At 75.6% G+C, this 18,876-nt stretch carries 7 protein-coding genes; 1 reads left to right on the top strand and 6 read right to left on the bottom strand.

The window, feature by feature from the left end; all coding sequences use genetic code 11:
• The first annotated feature begins 140 nt into the window (after positions 1-140).
• Positions 141-3,437, top strand: a complete 3,297-nt coding sequence (locus CLV56_RS17845; RefSeq protein WP_039368949.1) for a condensation domain-containing protein — start codon at positions 141-143, stop codon at positions 3,435-3,437.
• 12 nt (positions 3,438-3,449) lie between these two features.
• On the opposite strand, the gene CLV56_RS17840 is transcribed toward CLV56_RS17845, so the two are convergent.
• Genes CLV56_RS17840 through CLV56_RS17815 form a run of 6 tightly spaced genes read right to left on the bottom strand, consistent with a single transcriptional unit; the run spans position 3,450 to position 18,743 of the window.
• Positions 3,450-6,956, bottom strand: coding sequence for an AMP-binding protein (locus CLV56_RS17840; RefSeq protein ID WP_039368946.1), 3,507 nt, complete (start codon positions 6,954-6,956; stop codon positions 3,450-3,452).
• The gene (locus CLV56_RS17835) at positions 6,953-9,106 is read right to left on the bottom strand and encodes an amino acid adenylation domain-containing protein (protein ID WP_039368943.1); all 2,154 of its coding nucleotides are present in this window, start codon (positions 9,104-9,106) and stop codon (positions 6,953-6,955) included. Before CLV56_RS17835 ends, CLV56_RS17840 begins: the two co-directional genes overlap by 4 nt.
• Positions 9,103-9,900: a thioesterase II family protein gene (locus CLV56_RS17830; protein ID WP_100415369.1), complete on the bottom strand. Its 798-nt coding sequence runs from the start codon at positions 9,898-9,900 to the stop codon at positions 9,103-9,105. The genes CLV56_RS17835 and CLV56_RS17830 overlap by 4 nt, the downstream gene beginning before the upstream one ends.
• Positions 9,897-12,194, bottom strand: coding sequence for a lantibiotic dehydratase (locus CLV56_RS17825; protein ID WP_039368940.1), 2,298 nt, complete (start codon positions 12,192-12,194; stop codon positions 9,897-9,899). Before CLV56_RS17825 ends, CLV56_RS17830 begins: the two co-directional genes overlap by 4 nt.
• The gene (locus tag CLV56_RS17820) at positions 12,191-17,608 is read right to left on the bottom strand and encodes a type I polyketide synthase (RefSeq protein WP_100415368.1); all 5,418 of its coding nucleotides are present in this window, start codon (positions 17,606-17,608) and stop codon (positions 12,191-12,193) included. Before CLV56_RS17820 ends, CLV56_RS17825 begins: the two co-directional genes overlap by 4 nt.
• A complete protein-coding gene (locus tag CLV56_RS17815; protein WP_100415367.1) occupies positions 17,598-18,743 on the bottom strand; it encodes a GNAT family N-acetyltransferase in 1,146 nt (381 codons plus the stop codon). The genes CLV56_RS17820 and CLV56_RS17815 overlap by 11 nt, the downstream gene beginning before the upstream one ends.
• Positions 18,744-18,876: the final 133 nt, after the last annotated feature.

Raw genomic sequence — 18,876 nt, 5'->3', positions numbered from 1 at the left:
CCGGTCGCCTCCTGTCGGGTGTTCACGGGACAGAGCCCACGAGGACGGGGCCGTGACGTGGGCGGTGACCGGGACGCGCCGAGCCGGTACCCGATTTCGGCGACGCCACGCGGCAGCGGCGTCCTCCTAGCGTCGGCATCGTGCCCCCTCATCTTCCGAGCCCCCCGCACCCTGCGAGTCCGCCTCGTCCTCCGACGGATGCGCCGACGGTCCGCCGCTCGGCGATCGAGGACGGCATCACGGCGATCTTCCGCGACGTCCTCGGCCGCGACGACGTCGACGCGCACGACGACTTCTTCGACCTCGGCGGCAGCTCCCTGATGGCGGTCCGCGCGCTCGGGCGGATCCATGAGCGCTACGGCGTGCGGGTCCGCGCGATGGACTTCTTCGAGTCCCCGGTGGTCGCGACGCTCGCCGCCCACGTGTCGCAGGCGGCACCGGCCGAGCGGCCCGCGGTCACCCGCCGTCCCGCCGACGCCGCGCCGGTGCTGTCCTACGACCAGCAGCGGCTCTGGCTCGAGGACCAGCTGCTGCCGAGCGCTGCGTACCACGTGCACGGCCGGCAGCGTCTCGTCGGCGAGCTCGACGTGGCCACGCTCGACGCCTCGCTGCGTGCGATCATGCAGCGGCACGAGGCGCTGCGCTCGCGGTTCCCGGTCTCCGACGGCGCGACGGTGCAGGTCGTCGACGAGCTCGCGCCCGACTGGCACCTGCGCTTCGAGGACCTGAGCGAGCGGCCCGACCGCGACGACGCCGCACGCGCGCTGATGGACGACGACGCGAGCACGCCCTTCCCCCTCGAGCACGGCCCCCTCGTCCGCTGCCTGGTGATCCGGACGAGCCCCACGGAGCACCTGCTGAGCATCACCGCGCACCACATCGTCTGCGACGACTGGTCGGTCGACGTCTTCGTCCGGGAGCTGTCCGCGCTGTACGCGGCCGGCGGCGACCCGCAGCGGGCCGACCTGCCGGAGCTCGAGGTCCAGTACCGCGACTTCGCCGTCTGGCAGCGACGCTGGCTGACCGGCGAGTCGCTGACGCAGCAGGTCGACTACTGGCGCGAGCACCTCGCGGGCGCCCCACCGGCGCTGGCGCTGCCGAGCAGACGGCGGCGCCGCCCGGGCGAGCTGCCCGCCGGCGGCCGGGTCCGGACGACGCTGTCGGAGGCCGACACCCGCGCCCTCGACGCGCTGTGCCGCCAGGCCGATGCGACATCCTTCATGGTCGTGCTCGCAGGCTTCGCGACCGTGCTCGGCCGCTGGTCGGGACAGGAGGACGTCGTGATCGGGGTGCCGATCACGGGACGGTCCGACGCGCGGGTGCAGCGGCTGATCGGGTTCTTCGTCAACACGCTCCCGGTGCGGGTGAGGCTCGGCGGCGACCCGACCTTCGCCGAGCTCCTCGCCCGGGCGCGGTCGGCGGCGCTCGGCGGATATGCGCACGCTGAGGCGCCGCTGGACCTGCTGGTGGGCGAGATCCCGGCGACCCGCGTGCCGTCGCGGACGCCGCTGTTCCAGGTGATCCTCAACGGCGTCGAGACGCCCGAGGTGCGTCCGCTGGCCGGCACGTCCGGGGAGCTGCTGGACACCCCGACCCGGCCCAGCAAGTTTGAGCTGAACCTGAGCACGCGGGCGTGGGGCGGGGCGCTCCAGTTCGACCTCGAGTTCGACGCGAGCCGCTACGAGCAGGAGATGATCGAGCAGCTGCTGGACCAGACGCTCGCCCTGCTGCGGACCGCGGCGAACGACCCCGACCGCCGCCTGTCCGGCTACGTCCTCGGCTCGGCCGGCACGGGAGCCTCGGCGACGGTGCCGGGCGATGCCGGGCAGCGCAGGATGCCGCCCGCCGACCCGAGCGGGGTCGCCGTGGTCGACGGCGACGGCGCGTGGAGCCGCGGCCGCGTCGACACGGCGGCCGATCGCGTCGCGCGGGCGCTGCGTCGGCACCTGCCGATCGATGACCACGGCGGCGGCACCGACCGCGACGAGCCCCGGGTCGTGCTCGCCTGGCGGCCGGTCGCCGTCTGCGCGGCGGCCGTGCTGGGCTGCCTGCTGGCCGGGATCGCGGTGACGCTGGACGACGGCGACGGCGACGGCGACGACGGCCCGGCGGCCGCCGGCCTGGAGGTCTGTGCCGACGCCTCGGGCATCGTGCTGCGCGTCGGCGACGACGTGGTCGAGATCGACCTCGGCGAGGCGACGGCCGACGCGCCGGGTGCGGACGTGCCGACGACTCCGCCGGGTGACTGGGCGGCGCAGCGGTACGGGCTGGACGCCCACGACAGGGTCGGCGTGCTCGGGGGCTCCACCGGATCCGTGATCTGCGCCCTCCGGGCCGCGTCCGCGGCGGGAGCGACGGTGGTGCTGCTCGACCCCGCGCACACCGACGGCCAGGAGGCGTCGGCGACGCCGGACGTCGCGGACCTCACCGTGCTCTTCTCGACGCCGCCCCCGCTGCGGGCCCTGGCGGAGGACTCGCTGCCCACCCTGCGCCACGTCGTCGTCGAGAACGACGGGACGTTCCTCTCGCGCGACGTGGCCGCGCTGCGCCGCTCGGCCCCGTCGGCCGGATGCACCGGCGTCTACCGCATCGGCCCCGACGGCCGGCCCGCGGCCGTGCACGAGGTGCCGAGAGAGTGGAGCGTCGAGACGGCGCCGCTGCGGGTGCCGCTCGGGCACGCGGCGCACGACGGCCTGCGGCTGGTCCGCCGCGGCGAGCAGGACGCGGCCGTCGGCGAGGTCGCCGAGCTCCGCGTGGGCGAGCGCCCGGGTGACGAGATCGGGCGGCGCTGGGTGGACGGGACGGTGGAGCTCGTCGGCGCGATCGATGCCGACCCGGGCGCCGCCACCCTGCAGACCGTGGGCGCGCTGCGCGAGCTGCCCGACGTCGTCGACGCGCTGGTCGTGGAGCTGCCGGACGACGAGGGCGGCACCGAGCTCGTCGCCTACGTCGCCACCGCCGGCGCCGACTTCGACCCCGCGGCGGCTCAGCCGCAACTCGCGGCACGGCTGGTGGACGCGCTGCTGCCGACGCAGCTCGTCGTGCTCGAGCGGCTGCCGCTGACTCCCGCCGGCCGGTACGACCTGGCGGCGCTCCCGCGGCCGGAGCCGAGCGCGACCGCCGACCGCTACGCGCCCCCGCGGACGCCGCTGGAGGAGCAGCTCGTCGAGATCCTCGCGGGCCTCCTCGGCGTGGACCGGGTCGGCATCCACGACAGCTTCTTCGAGCTGGGCGGCTTCTCCCTGCTCGCGACGCAGCTGAACATCCGGATCCGCGAGACCGTCCACGTCGACCTCGCGCTGCGGGACATCTTCGCGTCGGCGACCGTCGAGATGCTCGCGCAGCGGATCGCCGTCCGGCAGGCGCAGCAGGCGCGTGCCGACGACGTCGAGGCACTCTTGAGCGTCCTGGAGTCGCAGGCCGCGCACCACCCCTGAGCGGTCGTCGGGTCAGCCGTCGGTGTCCTCGCGGGACTCGCGGACACGCTGCCGGGCCAGCCGACGGGTGTCCCGCATGCGTCCGGGGCTCTCCCGGCGGCGGGCGGGGTCGCGTTGCGTGCGAGGCGCGGGCCCGGCGCGACCTGTCGTGTCCGCCTCCCCCTCGGGCGCGGCCACGAGCTCAAGAGCGGAGGCGAGCGCCCGCAGGTTCGGGTGCTGGAACAGCCAGAGTGGCTCGACCGGGCGGTCGAGGACGGCGGTGAGCTCGGCGCCGAGGCGCAGCAGCGTGATCGAGGTGAAGCCGGCGTCGAAGAAGTTCGCCGTGGGACCCACCGGGCGACCGAGGACCGACGCCGCGGTGTCGGTGAGCCGGGCGTCGACCGGAGCAGCGGACGCGGCGGCGGCCGTCTGCGGCTTGGTCGCGGCGGTGGGGACCAGGGGCTTGAGGTTCGCCGACAGCCCCAGCCGATCGACGAGGAGGATCTTGGTGGGGACGGCCGGCGGAGCGAGCACGTCGGCGAGGTGGGCCCGCACGGTCGCCTCGTCCACGCTCTCGCCCGAGGCCGAGGGCTGCACCCAGAGCCGAAGCCCCTGGTGGTGCTCGTTGCCGACCAGCTCGGCGACGGCATCGGCGACCCCGTTGCACCCGCGCGCAGCGGCCTCGACCTCGTCGAGGAGCACGCGGTAGGAGTTGACGAGGACCTGCCGGTCGGCTCGTCCGACGAGGTGGAGCAGCCCGGCCCGGTCGCGGTGGGCGAGATCGCCGGTGCGCACGAGCCGATCGGGCTCGGCGACGAACCGGGCGGGACCGTCGGTGAGGTAGCGCGACGCGATCCATGGCGCGCCGACCCAGATCTCGCCCCGTTCCCCGTCGGCGCACGGCTGCCCGTCGGCGGTGAGGAGCTCGATCCGTCGACCCGGAAGCGGACGTCCGAGCGGCACGTGCGGCGACGTGGGGACGAGGTCGTCGGGCTCGAGCCGGTGCGCGACCACCAGCTGCGGGGTCTCGACGCACCCGTAGCCGTTGACGATCACCGCACCCGGTGCCCGCGACCGGATCAGTGCCGCCGTCGCGCTGGTGAGCGGGGCGCCGCCGCAGACCACGACCCGCAGGTCGGGCAGGGGCTGCGCGCCGGGGTCGGCGCCGAGGACGAGCGTGAGCAGCGTCGGGGTCGAGCTGAGGACGCTGACGCGCTCCGTGCGCAGCCAGTGCGCGAGCCGGGTGACGTCGGCCTGCTCGGTCGGTGCGGGCACGTGCAGGCTGGCTCCCGTGCGCAGCGCGAGGCCGAGGTCGCGGAGGGCAGGGTCGTGGGCGGGTCCGCTGAGCAGCGCGATCCGGTCGTGGGCGCCGACCTCGAGCCAGGCGGCCAGGTCGGCGACGGCGGCGTCGGTGACCGCCGTCGGCACCAGCACGGGCAGCGGGTCGGCGGTCGTGCCGGAGGTGAACAGGACGTGCGCGGGCTCGGTCGCGACAGCCGGCTTCGTCGCGCCCTCGGTGAGGGTCCGCAGGGGCCCGTCGTCGTCGGGGAACGCATAGGTGGCGCCGCTGCTCCGGATCGCCGCGTCCCGGCGGGCTCGCGGCCACGCGGCGTCGATCAGGACCGGGACGGCGCCGGCGCGCATGCATGCGAGCAGCCGCTCGAGGTAGAGCCGGTCGCGGCGGGCGGGGAGGGCGACGAGGACGCCGGGTGCGACCGCGGCGCGCAGCCGGTCGGCGCGGTCGGTCACGGCGTCGTCGAGCGTGCGGCGGTCGACGACGCCGTCGGCTGTGACGAGGGCCGCGGCGGCGGGGTGCTCGGCGGCCGCACCGGCGAGGGCCTCCACCGTCGACGCGACCTCCCCGGGGCCGGGCGTCGTGCGGGGCGAGCCGTCCTCGGGCGCCCCCGTCCGCGCTGGAACGAGGTCGGCGAGCCGGCGGTGCGGATCGGCCGCGGCGGCCGAGCACACCTGCAGCAGCTGCTCGGCGAACGCGGCGACGTCGTCGGGCGCCGAGGCTTGCGGGGCGACGACGTGCAGGCGGTAGCCCGTCGGGGGGCGCACGACGTACACGCCGAGGTCAAAGAGCGCCCAGCCGGGCGCGAGGTCGTGCTCGACGCTCGGGTGCTCGCCGAAGCGCGCCGGCGGGGCGGCGCCGGTGAGGTCGTTGAACCACAGGCGGATCAGCGGGCTGCGGCCGCTGCGCGGCAGCTGCAGCCGGCCGAGGATCTCGTCGTAGGTGGGGCTCGCGTGGTCGACGGCGTCGAGGAGGGCCAGCCGCGTGGCGGCGCACGCCTGGAGGACGGTGCGCTCGTCGGCGCCGGGATCGCCGGTCGTGAGCAGCAGCGTGTCGAGCAGGAAGGTGACGGTCCGCTCGTCGGCGGGCCGCGCGGCGCGCGCGCTGGGGACGCCGATCACGCCCGCCTCGCCGCCGGAGCGTGCGGAGAGGACCGCGGTGGCGAGGGTCAGGAAGAGCACGGCCGGCGTGATCCCAGCGGTGCGCAGCATCGCGTCGACCGCGTGACCGACGTGGGGCGGCAGGTCGACGGAGACGGTGCCGGCGCGGTGCTCGTCGTCGCTCGCCGCCGTCGGCGACACCATCGTGCGGGACCGGCCCTCGAGTCGGCCGCGCCACCAGTCGAGGTCGGTGTGCCAGCGCGGGGAGCCGGGGATCGTGGCCTGATGGCGGAGGTGGTCGAGGAGACCGGCCGAGCCCGGCAGGTCCGGCGCGGACCCCGTGCGGCGCGCCGCGTACGCGGTGGCGAGGTCGTCGAGCACGATGTCCGACGCCCGCAGGTCGCTGATCAGGTGGTGCATCACCACGGCGATCCACGAGCGCCCGGTGCTCGGCGACCAGACCAGCCCGCAGCGCCACAGCGGCGCGGCGTCCATCGGGATCGGCTGCTCGGCCACCCGGCGCAGGGCGGCCCCGACCTGGGCGTCGACGTCGGCGTCCGACTCGCCCCGGACGACCTCGATCGTGAGCGGCACCGGCGCCGGCGCGGCGACGACCACCTCGGGCTGCGCGGGAGACGGCTCGTCGACGTGGCAGCGCAGGGCCTCGTGCCGGTCGGCGAGGTCGGCCAGGGCGGAGCGCAGGGGGGCGGGCTGCACCCGACCGTCGACCTCGAGCACGCGGACCACGTTGTAGGCGGGGGAGTCGGGGTGGATCCGGTGCCACGTCCAGATCCGCCGCATCGCCGGCGAGATCGGCGCCGAGCCCGTGCCGCTCGCCGGGTCGCCGTGCGGGTCGGTCCCCGTGCCACCGACCGCGGCCGCGGGACCCGCACCCGGGTCGGCGGCGGGAGAGCTCCGGGCACGCTCGACCAGGTCGACGAGGTCGCCGACGGACCGGTCCTCGCCGAGGAAGGTCGCCAGGCTCAGGGTGGCGCCGAGCTCGGTGCCGATGCGGGCGATGAGCTTGGCGGCGAGGACGGAGTGGCCGCCCGCGCTGAGGAACCGGGCGTCCGGGTCGGTCTCGCCGAGCGTGTCGGTCCAGATGGCCCGCACGCGCTCGGCCAGGGTGCCCTCGGAGTCGGTCACCGGCGTCCCTCGCTTCCGCTGGCCGCCGTCGCCGGGGCCGCGAGCCCGGCCAGTGCCGCCCGGTCCACCTTGCCGTTCGTGGTGAGCGGCAGCTCGCCCACGCACGCGAGATGCGTCGGGACCATGTAGTCCGGGAGCGTCGCTGCGAGCAGCTCGCGCAACGTTTCGACCGGGACCCCCGGCTCGCGGCAGGTGTAGAAGCCGACCAGCGCCAGGCTGCCGACGCGGTCGACGGTGACGACGGCGGCCGACCGGACGTTCGTCGCCGCGGCCATCACGGACTCGATCTCCCCCAGCTCGACGCGGTAGCCGCGGACCTTCACCTGGTGGTCGATCCGGCCGAGCAGCTGCATCTGCCCGTCCGGGAGCCAGCGCCCGCGGTCACCGCTCGCGTACATGCGCTGCCCGGGCCGGAACGGGTCCGGGACGAAGACCTGCGCGGTCTGGACCGGGTCGCCGTGGTACCCGAGCGCCAGCGACGTGCCCGCCGTGTAGATCTGGCCGGCCTCGCCGATCGGCGTGGGCTCGCGATGCTCGTCGAGGATGTAGTAGCGGGTGTTCGCGAGGGGTCGCCCGTACGGGATGCTCGGCCAGTCGGCCTCGACCCTGCCGATCTCGTACCAGCACGACCACACGGCCGTCTCGGTCGCGCCGCCGAGGTTCACGATCCTCAGGTCGGGGAAGACGGCCCGCGTCTCGTCGGGCATCGACAGCGGGATCCAGTCGCCCGCGAGGAACATCAGGCGCAGCGACGAGCTGCGCTCCGGCGGCGCGTCGGCCTCGGTGAGGAAGGGGAGCACCCAGGCGAACATCGGGGGCGCCGAGTTCCACAACGTGATGCCCTCCTCGAGCAGCACGCGCGCCAGCAGCGCGGGCTCGGCGAGCTCGTCCTCGTCGGCGATGCGCAGGGCTCCGCCGGCCGACAGCACGCCGAAGACGTCGTAGATCGAGAGGTCGAAGCAGAACGACACCACCTGCAGCAGCCGGTCGCTCGCCCGGAACGGGAACAGCTCGGAGCAGCTCCACAGCGTGTTCACCAGCGCGCCGTGGCTGACCGCGACCCCCTTGGGGCGGCCGGTGGAGCCGGAGGTGAAGATCACGTACGCGACGTCGCCCGGGGCGAGGGCCCGGGGCGGGTCGACGGCGGGCTGCCGGGCGAGGTGCCATCCGGTGTGCACACGGGGTCCGCGGCCGCCCGCGACGCCGGGCGGGAGGTCCGTCCGGCGCAGCACGGTCGCGCCGACGTCGGGCGCGGCCGCCGCCGCCGCCCAGACGCGGTCCTCCACCGGCGCGGCCGGTCCCGGGACGATCGCAGCGCCGCCTGGACGGACCGCGGCCGCGACGGCCGCGAGCTGTGCCGGCGACGGAGCCGCGGGCAGGACCGCCACGTCGACGGCGGCGGGCGGCAGCTCGCCGACGCGTTCGGGACCGCCGACGACGAGGTCGGCGAAGACGTCGTTCTCGTTCGCCCACCGCGCGGCGGCGTCGACCGCGTCGCCATCCGGCTCGACGGCGGTGAACAGGTCGACGTACGGCCCGACCCGCTCCAGCAGCTCTCCCCTGCCCAGCCCGACCTGCAGCACGGTGCGTGGCCGCTCGGCCAGGACGGCGGCCGCGAGCGCGTCCGGCTCGACCGGCGGGGCGGACGGGTCCGTGCGCGCGGTCGCCTCGGGCGCCATGGACGGGTGCTCGGTGTCCACGTCGAGGAGCACGACGTCGGTGAGGTCGGGACAGGTGGCGGCGAGCTCGTCGAGCAGCGGCGCGTCCTCGCCGAGACCGACGATGCAGCGTGCCCGGGTCGCCCGCATCACGTACACGATCCGCTCGATCGGCCACCGGTGGCCGATCGGCACGAACGCCGCGCCGGCGAGACCGGCCCCCAGGATCGCCACGAGCGAGGCGGCGTGGCGTCTCCCGAGGAACGCGACATTGTCGCCGACGCCGATCCCGTGCTCGTGGAGGAGCCCCGCGAGCCGGGTGGCGAGCGCGTGCAGCTGTCCGTGCGTGTGGACGACGCCGTGCGCATCGACCACGGCTGGTGCGTCCGGCGCTCGCCGCGCCGCCTGGGCGACGAGGTCGACGGCGGTGAGCCCGTCCGGGTAGGCCCGGTCGGTGTCGTACCACTCCGCGGGAGGGCGGGTCGAGGTCATCGGACGAGTCCCGTCGTCGCCGCGGTACGGGCGTGGGCGTGGGCGTCGCGTGCGTGCGCCACCCCGGCCGCCACCGCGGTGCCGAACGCCGCCTCGTCCTCGTGCAGCCCGAGGTGCGGGCCGACGACGCGGCGCTGCAGCGGGCGCACGCAGACGTCGTCCCAGGCCCGCAGCGACGGCTCCGGGACCAGCCAGTCGGAGTCGAAGCCGATGACGCAGGCGGGCACAGGCAGCGGCGGACGTGATCGGTAGCGGAAGCTCTGCACGACGGCGAAGTCCGCGTGCAGCGCCGGCGCGAAGAGCTCGGCCATCCCGGGAACCTCGATCATCTCCGGGGCTGCGAGTCCCATCGACACCGCCTCGCGGAGGAACTCGGGCCCGACGGGGTGACGAGCGAGGGACGGGTGCCCGAGGCCGGTCTGCGGCGCACGGCTCCCGCACACCACGAGCCCGAGCGGCGGGGCACCGGCGTCGACGAGCCGCGCAGCCGCGTCGTACGCGAGCCACCCGCCCATGCTGTAGCCCAGCAGCACGAGTCGCTCCGTCGGCAGCGCGTCGAGCGTCCCGAGCAGCTCGACGACGACGTCGTCCGCGTCGCGCACGCACGGCTCGGCCAGCCGGGTGCCGTGGCCGGGCAGGTCGACGAGCGCCAGCACGCTGTCGTCGGACAGGTACGGGTGCACCGCCCGGAACGCGCGGCCCGATCCGCCGGCGTAGGGGAGCCCGACCACGACGGGTCCGTCCCCGTCCGGGTTGAGCACGTCGCTGAACCACGCCGAGGAGAAGGAGGTCATCCGCGTTCCGTCCGATCGGGGGCCGTCAGGGGGGAGCGGGGCTGCCCGTCGTCATGCACGACGATCCGCAGCTCGCTGGTGTGGGGCTCGCCGCCGGGTCCCGCCATCCAAAGCTCGTCGGGCGCGGGGAGCATCTCGGTGAACGTGATGGTGGCGTCGGGATCGGAGCCGGCGCTGCGCCGCAGGCCGCGCGCGAGGTTGCGCAGCGACAGCGGCGCGTCGCGGTCGACGAGGTACGGCTTCGGCTGATCCGGGGTCCGGGCGAAGACCCAGCGCGGCATGCCCAGCTCGCCGAGCCGCGCGCGCAGCGCGCGGTGGCGGTAGTCGCCCGGGGCATCGGGGAGCTCCGTCACCGGCAGGTGCCAGGCCTCGCGCGCGACGACCACGTCGTCGAGCATCAGGCGCGGGTGGTGCGGCGCCGGGCCACGGAGGCTGAAGCGGTCGGCGACGAGCGCGGTGAGGAACTCTCCGAGCACCTCGACCAGCGGGGCGTGCCAGCCGTCGTCGGGGGAGCGCACCACGAGCCGGTCGCCGTCGCGCTCCACGAGCAGGCCGGCACCGGGGAGCGTCGGGCGCCCCGACGGATGGCCCTCGTCGTCGGTCCACGACCAGTATCGGTAGCGATCGGGCAGGTCGAGCGCGAGGGGGGGATAGGTGCGCGAGGTCACGTCCGGTGACCGGGCGGGGAGGACGGGGACGAAGCGGCCGTCCGGGAAGTCGGCCGCGGTGGCGGCGACCAGCTCGGCGCGGTCGTCGGCCTGGGTGGCGAAGGCGCGATTCTCCAGCGTGTTCACGGCGAGGTGCAGCTCGCCGAGCACCCACTGCGGACGGTCGCCGGGGCGTTCGCGCAGCATCATGTCCGGGCTGTGCTGGCGGGCCGCCCGCCACCGCACCGGGCCGGAGGGGAACAGGAGCCGCACCAGCGGCGTCAGCCTCGCGGTCGTGAGCCGGGACGCATCGGTTGCCGTCGCGAGCAGCTCGGCCCAGCGGGCCCGGAAGTCGGCGGCCACCCGCGAGACGGCGGTGCCGGGCAGCCCGCCGAGGACGTCGCCGGACGCCATCACCAGGTCGCACAGGGCCACCGGTCGTCCGGAGGCCTCCCTCAGCGACGCCTCGCGGGCGGCGAGGTCCCGCTCCACCTCCGCTCCGGTCTCGGCGACGAGCCAGCGCGCCGTGTCCAGCAGGAGCGCGAGCGGCGCGCGCAGGTCGTCGACCAGGTCGGCGCCGATGTCGACGTCGAGGTCGCGCCGGCAGTCCTCGTAGACGATGCAGCGTCCGAGGTCGCGATCGGTCTTGGCGCGCTGGTCGCCGACGCCGGTCAGCGACCGGAACTCCTCCCCCAGACGCTCGAGGGCGTCGCGCAGCGCGACCGGGTCGCCCGCCGAGGCCGCGACCACGGCGGCCGCGTCGTCGATGCGGTCGAGCTCCGCCGCCAGGCCGGCGCGGAGCCTGTCGTCGTCGATCCGTGCGACGTGGCCGCGCAGCACGTCCTCCGGCCGGTCGGTGACCGGGATCGGCAGCCCGACCAGGACGGCTCCCGCCGTCACGAGCCGGTCCAGCGCCTCGGGCGTCCCGCAGGCCGTCAGGAGCTCGCCGACCTGGCGGGGCCGGGCGAGGGCGGCCGCGACCACGGCCTCGTCGGCGTCCAGGGGCTGCGGACGGCGGCGCGGTCGGCGAAGCACACCGCCGTCGAAGGAGCACGCCGGGTGGCGTCGCGCGACCAGGTGCGGACGCAGCTCCGGCCGGGCCGCGAACGTGCGGGCGATCGCGTCGACGGCCCACTGCTCCCGGAACAGGGTGCGGCTCCGGAGCCGGGCGGTGCCGCTGGTGCGGACGTCCTCGTGGTCCTCGCCGAACCGCGCCCATGCGACCGGCCCGAAGAACCCGATGGTCTCGTTCTTCGCGCAGTAACGCTGGGCGAGGAAGGCGACGAGCGCCTCGCGCTGGTCGCGGCGTGAGAGGCGGCCGTCCCCACCGGCGGCGAGGTCCGCGGCGAAGCGGCCCAGCCAGTTCCGCACCAGGGCGGGGTTCTGCCAGGTGACGGCCTCGACGAACGCCGGCTGCCCGACGACGTGACGCACCGCCGCCGCCGAGGTCTCCCGACTGCGCAGGTCCGACTCGTCGTCCGCGGCGTCGGGCACGGCGAACGCCTCGAGCCACGCCATCGGCATGCCCGCGCTGCGCAGCGCGGCGAGCCGCCACAGCGACCAGCCGTCGCGCAGCGCGATCCGGTGGCCGGGCTCGGCGTCGGAGGACGGGCCGTCGAGGGCGAACGCTTGCGCTGCGGCCGTCATCGTCGCAGCCGCTCGTCGATCACGTCGCTGAGCTCGGCGAGGGTGGGGGCCTCGAAGAGGAACCCGACGCTCAGCTCGACCTCGAACCGCTCCCGGATCTGCGACATCAGCTCGATCGCGGTGAGCGAGTTCCCGCCGAGGTCGAAGAAGTCGTCGTCGAGCTCGATCCGGTCGTTGCCCAGGGTGTGCGCCCACAGCTCGCGCAGGCGATCCGACGTCGAGCGCGCGGGCTCGGCGGCGGGAGGCGTGGAGGCGGGTGGCGCAGCGGCGGGTGGCGCGGCGGCGGGTGGCGAGGCGGCGGGGGCCGTGACGGCAGGAGCGTCGGCGGCCGGGGCCGCGGGCACCGCAGGCGCCGGCGGAGTGACGGGGCGCGGGACGGCGGGCGCCGCCGGTGACTCCGACCCGCTCAGCGGGACGGGTCGGCCGCCGCGGTGCGGGCGGACGATCACGTTCTCCGGCGTCCGCGACGCCAGCAGGGTCATCAGCATGTCGATCCCGACCTCGGGGTCGATCCCGACGGGCTCGGGGGAGTCGGCCGACGTCGCGTCGAGGCCGTCGGCGAAGGCGTCCCGGTCGACCCGCCGCATCGTGAAGCCCTCGACGGCGACCAGGATGCGGCCGTCGGTCCCGAACACGTCGACGTCTGCCACCAGGTGCCCGGGGCGGACGCCCTGGCTGCGGACGTGGGCGACGACCTCGGCCTGCAGCGGCGCGAAGACCGTGAGCGAGCGGTAGTGGAACGGCACGTACGGCTCGTCGGGGTCGTCGGCCGGGCCCGGGCCGGGGCAGCCGCGCGCGGCGGAGGTGGCCAGGTCGAGCAGGGCCGGGTGAAGCGGGTGCGCGTCGAGGTCGGCGGCGAAGGGTGCTGAGAGCCGCAGGCCGACGAGCCGCTCGTGCTCGCCGTCGCGGACCTCGTGGACCGAGTCCCACCGCGGGCCGAGCGAGAACCTCCCGGGGCCGGGCTCCGTCACCGGCCGGGTCGCCTCCCGCAGCGCTGCGAGGTCGCACGTCGCCGGCTCCGCGGCCCGCCGCCCGACCCCGCCCGTGGCATGCGTGACCCACGGTGCCGTCGTGTCGTGCTCGGGCTGGGAGCGCACCTCGAAGCGATGACGGCCGTCCTCGGCGACGAGGACGACGTCGACGCGTCGCGCCTGGCGTGCGACCAGGGGCGCGACGAAGGCCACGTCGGACAGCACCAGCGCCTGGTCGTCGTCCGAGGGCAGGGTCTGCGCGGCGGCGCGCACGACGAGGTCGAGGGTGGCCGTGCCTGGAAGGACGGGGGTGCCGTCGAGCCGGTGCTCGTCGAGCGCCCACGTGTCCTCCGCGGCGAGGCGGGTGGTCCGGCGGAGCTCGCCGACGCCCGACGCGCCCCCGGGACGGCTCGCCATGCCGACGGTCGTCCAGCTCGGGTAGCCGATGCTCAGCACCCGCTCGGCGGGGAACAGGTCGACGCTCGCGCACCGTTCCAGGACGGCGTTCGCGGCGGCGTAGTCGCCGCTCCCGACGAGCCCGTCGACGGCCGCGCGGCTGGAGAACAGCGCGACCCAGTCGAGCGGGGCCCGGTCCGCGAGCGCCTCGGCGAGGGCGAAGGTGCCGCGCACCTTCGGGCGCAGCACCTCCGCGGCTCGCTGCGGGTCGCGGACCTGGAGGATCCCGTCGCCCGCGACCCCGGCGAGATGGAGGAGACCCCGGACCGGCCCGAGGGTGGCGGCGACGACGTCGAGGGCGCGGCGCACATCGCGCGGATCGCCGACGTCGCAGGAGAGGAGCCGGACCTCCGCACCCCGCGAGGTGGCCTCCGTGACGGCGTCCGCGACCTCGGCGGACCACGTGTCGACGGGCTCGCCGTCCGGGGGGACGCGGCGGCCGAGCAGCGCGATCCTCGGGCGGGTCCCGGTGGCCGCCAGCCCTCTCGCGATCGTGAGGCCGAGGCCGCCCATCCCGCCCGTGAGGACGTACACGCCGCCCGAGCGCAGGATCGACGGACGGCTCGGTGCGACCTGCAGCGGTGTCTCCACCGGCACCCAGCGGTGCCGCCCGCGCAGTGCGACGACGCCGTGCTCGTCGGTGCGGCAGAGCTCCTCACGCAGCTCGTCGACGGGAGTCGTCGCAGAGACGTCGACGACCTTGCACCGCTGCCACGGCAGCTCGGCGGCCAGGGTCCGGACCAGGCCGTGGATGCTCGCCTTCACGGGGTCGACGGCCTCGGCGCCGGACACGTCGACTGCGCCCGACGTGAGTGCGACGAGCTCCGGCGCGCGGCCCGTCGCGCCGGTGCGCAGCCCGTGCTGGACCACCGCGAGCACGTCGAAGAAGCTCGCCTCGAGCTGCTCGTCGACGGTGGCCGTGGAGGCGGGCGACCAGGGGGCGGCAGCGGTGGCGTGCACGATCAGGTCGACGTCCGTGCCGCGGTCGGCCAGCTCGTCGAACACGCGCCGGACGTCGGCCGCGTTGCCGGGCCGGGCGACGAGGTCGGGCCCCTCCTGCCCGGAGGAGGGCGTCGCGCGGACCGGGACCGTGCGCACCTCGGCACGCTCCAGCGCCGCCAGCACGTCGTCGGCGCGAACGTCGTCCGCCGGGAGGAAGACGACGGCCGTCGTGCCGGCGCGGGTGAGGTGCGGCGGGCCGCCGGCCGACGGCAGCCACGAGATCATCGAGAACGGGGTGGCGGGCTCGGCGGCGGCCGCGGGACGGGGCGCGGGAGCGGGCGCCTGTACGACGGGGGCGGCGGTCGACGGGGTCGCCGGGGCCGCCGGCGCGTCGACCCAGTGGCGCGCGCGCTGGTACGGGTATCCCGGGAGCGGGACCCGGTGCCGCAGCGGCGACTGCCCCAGCGCCTCCCACGAGAGGTCGGTCCCGGCCGTCCAGAGTCGTGCCGCGGCGGCCAGCGCCGCCACCACGTCCTCGTCCGGGTCGCCGGCGGCGGTCCCGCTCCGGCGCGGCAGCGTCGGCACGACGTCGACCGAGCCGTCGCGCACGTGTGGGTGGCGGCGGGCGAGGTCGGTGAGCACCTGTCCGGGGCCGACCTCCAGCAGGACGCCGGGCGGCGTCTCCACGAGTGCGTCGAACGCGGTGGCGAACCGCACGGGCTCGGTGAGCTGGTCGAGCCAGAAGGCCGGCTCGACGGCCTCCTCCGCCGAGATCAGCCGGCCGCTGGCGGCCGAGTAGACGGGTAGCGACGGGGGAGCGAGGGACACGCCGTCGAAGGCCTTCCCGAACGCGACAGCGGCGTCGCGGAGCAAGGGGGTGTGGAACGCCCCGGAGGTGGGCAGCCGCGTGCACGCGACGCCGCGATCGGTGAGCTCGGCGGCCACGTCGGCGAGATCGTCGTCGGACCCCGACAGCACGACCTGGTCGTCCCGGTTGATCACGGCGACCGTGACCGTGCCGGCGAGGAGGTCGTCCACGGCATCGGCACCGACAGCGGCGGCCAGCATGCCGCCGCCCGCCGCGTGGTCGCGCATCGCGGCCCCGCGGGCGAGGACGACGGAGGCGGCGTCGTCGGGCTCGAAGATCCCCGCGACGGTCGCGGCGGACAGCTCGCCGAGGCTGTGCCCGAGCAGCGCGGCAGGGCGGACGCCCGCCCGTTGCCACAGGTGCGCCAGGGCGAGCTCGACGGCGAACAGCAGCGGTTGGGCGCGGGCGGTGTCGGTGATGTCGAGCCCGGCGTTCCCGAGCCAGCACTCCCGGAGCCGCAGGTCGGGCGAGTCGAGCCGCTCCAACCACTCGTCGAGGGCGTGTGCGAACACCGGCACCCGGCGGTAGAGGCCCCGGGCCATCGTCACCTGCTGGGAGCCCTGGCCGGGAAACAGCAGACAGACCGATGGCGCGTCGGTCACCGGCTGTCGCGAGACGACGATCCTCTCGCCGTCGTCCTCCCTCAGGGTTGCGGCACCGTCGTGGGCGCTGGTGCACACCGCGGCCGCCCGGACCGAGTGGGTCTGGCGGCCGTGCTGCAGGGTGGCCACCGCGTCGGCGAACGTCGCCTCGCCCTGCTGGACGAACGACTCGGCGAGCTCGGCGCGCACCTCGCGCTCGGCGTCGAGGGTCGGACCCGACCACACCACCAGGCGGGGCTCCTCCTCGTGACGGGACGTGGCCCGCGGCGGCGCTTCCTCCAGCACGACGTGGGCGTTCGCGCCGCCGATCCCCGTCGAGGTCACGGCCGCGCGCCGTGGCCGTTGCGGGTCTCGCGCCCAGGTGGCGAGGCGGTCCTGGATCCGGAACGGGGTGGACGGCAGGTCCAGCCGCGGGTTGGGGGCGCGGACGTTGATGCTCGCCGGCAGCTGTTCGTGCTCCAGCGCGAGCACGGTCTTGATGAAGCCGGCCAGCCCGGCGACCGGGCCCAGGTGCCCGATGTTGCCCTTGACCGACCCGATCGCACAGTTGCCGGCGGGAAGCGGCTCGTCCGCGAGACCGGTGAAGGCATCGGCCAGCGCGCGGACCTCGATCGGGTCGCCGACGACCGTCCCCGTGCCGTGGGTCTCGACGTAAGAGATCTCGCCCGGATCCACGTCGGCGACCGACAGCGCCTCCATGACGACGGCGCGCTGGGCTGCGGCGCTCGGGGCACCGAAGCTCACCTTGTCGGCGCCGTCGTTGTTGACCGCGCTGCCGCGGATCACGGCACGCACGTGGTCGTGGTCCGCGAGCGCGTCGGCCAGCGGCTTCAGCACCACGGCGCACGCCCCTGCACCGAACACGGTGCCGTCGGCGTCGGCGTCGAACGGGCGGCAGTGTCCGCTGCGCGACTGGACCCCCCCGTCGGACCAGAGGTAGCCGTGGCCGAGGGGGAAGTCGATGCTGGCTCCGCCGACGATCGCGGTGTCGCAGTCACCGGTCCGCAGCGACTGGCAGGCCAGGTGCACCGCGACGAGGGTGCTCGAGCACGCGGTCTGCACGGTCACGCTGGGGCCGTGCAGGTCGAGGGTGTACGAGGCCATCGTGGCGATGTAGCCGCCGTGGTTGAGCGTCACCAGACCCGAGAGCGGGAAGCCTGCCGCGTCCGCCTGGGGCCGGAGGTGGTGCTCGTGGTACAGCGGCGCGCCGGAGGACGCGAAGACGCCGGTGCCGGCGCTGATCGTCGTCGGGTCGTAGCCGGCGCTCTCGATCGCCGCGTGGGCGGCCTCGAGGAACAGCCGGATCTGGGGGTCGCACGCCTGTGCCTCGCGAGCCGTCATGCCGAACAGGTCCGCATCGAACCCCGCGGCGTCCTCCACCATGGCGGCCGCCTTCACGTACGCCGGGTCCGCCAGCCGTTCCTCCGGGACGCCGTGGTCTCGCAGCTGCTCGTCGCTCAGCACCGTCACGGACTCCACGCCGCGCGCGAGGTTCATCCAGAACGCGTCGACGTCGGACGCGCCGGGGACGTTCGCCGCGACTCCGACCACCGCGATCGCATCGTCAAGGTCCATTGATGCCTCCTCGGTCGGCGACCTGCGAGGACTCGGACGCTACGGCGCGGCCGAGCGTTGGTCGTGTCGCCGAAAGCGGCGACTTCCGCTGCCTGTGCGACGCGGAGCGGATGAGCAACGACCGTAGAGGTTGCAGGCGGCATCCGCGGAACCGCTTCGCCGCCAGCGATCCGACGCCGAAGTCGATCGCGCGGGCGCCCGAGGCGGCCGCGCGCGCGATGGGCTCGTAGTACGTCAGGTTGAAGTACTCTGCGTGGTCCGGAGCGGCGTAGTCGCGCCCGACCGCACGCACCGTCCAGGTGTCGGCGCAGCGGACCACGGCGGAGAACGCCACGGGCTCACCCTTCCGGTAGCCGACCAGTGCGCGCGTCACGGCGCCCGGTGTCATCGCGAGCATGGTGAGGTAGAACTCCGCGGCGGCCGGGTCCACGGCCTCGCCGTGGCGCCGCTGGGTCTGCGCCAGCAGCGGGGCGAGCGTGACCGCCACCGCCGCCAGCGGTTCGTCGCGGACCTCGGTGCCGCCCTCGGCGAAGGCGAGGCGCTCCTGGCGGACCTGCCACCTGCGCTTGCGGGGGAGGGCGGCGAGATAGCCGGCGAAGTCGTTCCAGTCGATCGGCAGGACGGCCTTCTCCCGTGTGGACGCGGCCGTCGCCTCGGCCTCGATCTCCGCGAGCCAGCGCGCCTGCGTCCGGTCGAGGTCGGGGACCAGGAGGCGGGCACAGCCGGCTGCCGCGGCGATGTCGCGGGCGGCGTCGATCAACGCGTGCGCGGCCAGGGCGGTGCGAGGGGCCGCGAGCCCTGCCCTGAGCATCAGGTGGTTCGCGTAGCCCCCGGCGCCGCCGGCCGAGCACAACGTGGAGAACGGGGAGCTCGTCGCGTCCGCTCCGGCACCGGTGCCGGGGAAGAGGGCGTCCGGATCCAGCGAGGGCTCGAACGGTCGCGGCGACCGGTAGACGGGCAGCAGACCGACGGCGCCGTCGGTCGCGTCGCGTGCCACGACGTAGGAGACGAGGGACCCGCGGCGGCGCTCGAGTACGTGGTGACGCTCCAGCTCACCCAGCCGGTAGACGGGCGCGGCGACACCGAGCTCCTCGAGAAGGTCGACCGTGACCCGCTCGAGTGCCTCGGTGCGCATGCCGCTAGCGCACCTCGCAGGACTGGCGCGGGGTAGTCACCCGAACGGGCGGCATGACGGGGCGGTGCGGCAGCGCGACGATCTGCTCAGGGGTGCCGTCTCGCCGGCGACGGGTCGAGCCCGTCAGTCGGCC

Origin of the sequence: Mumia flava, assembly GCF_002797495.1 — a bacterium.
Taxonomy (GTDB): Bacteria; Actinomycetota; Actinomycetes; order Propionibacteriales; family Nocardioidaceae; genus Mumia; species Mumia flava.
Note: the sequence above shows the minus strand (reverse complement) of the source record. Positions and strands in the feature narration are given on the sequence as shown.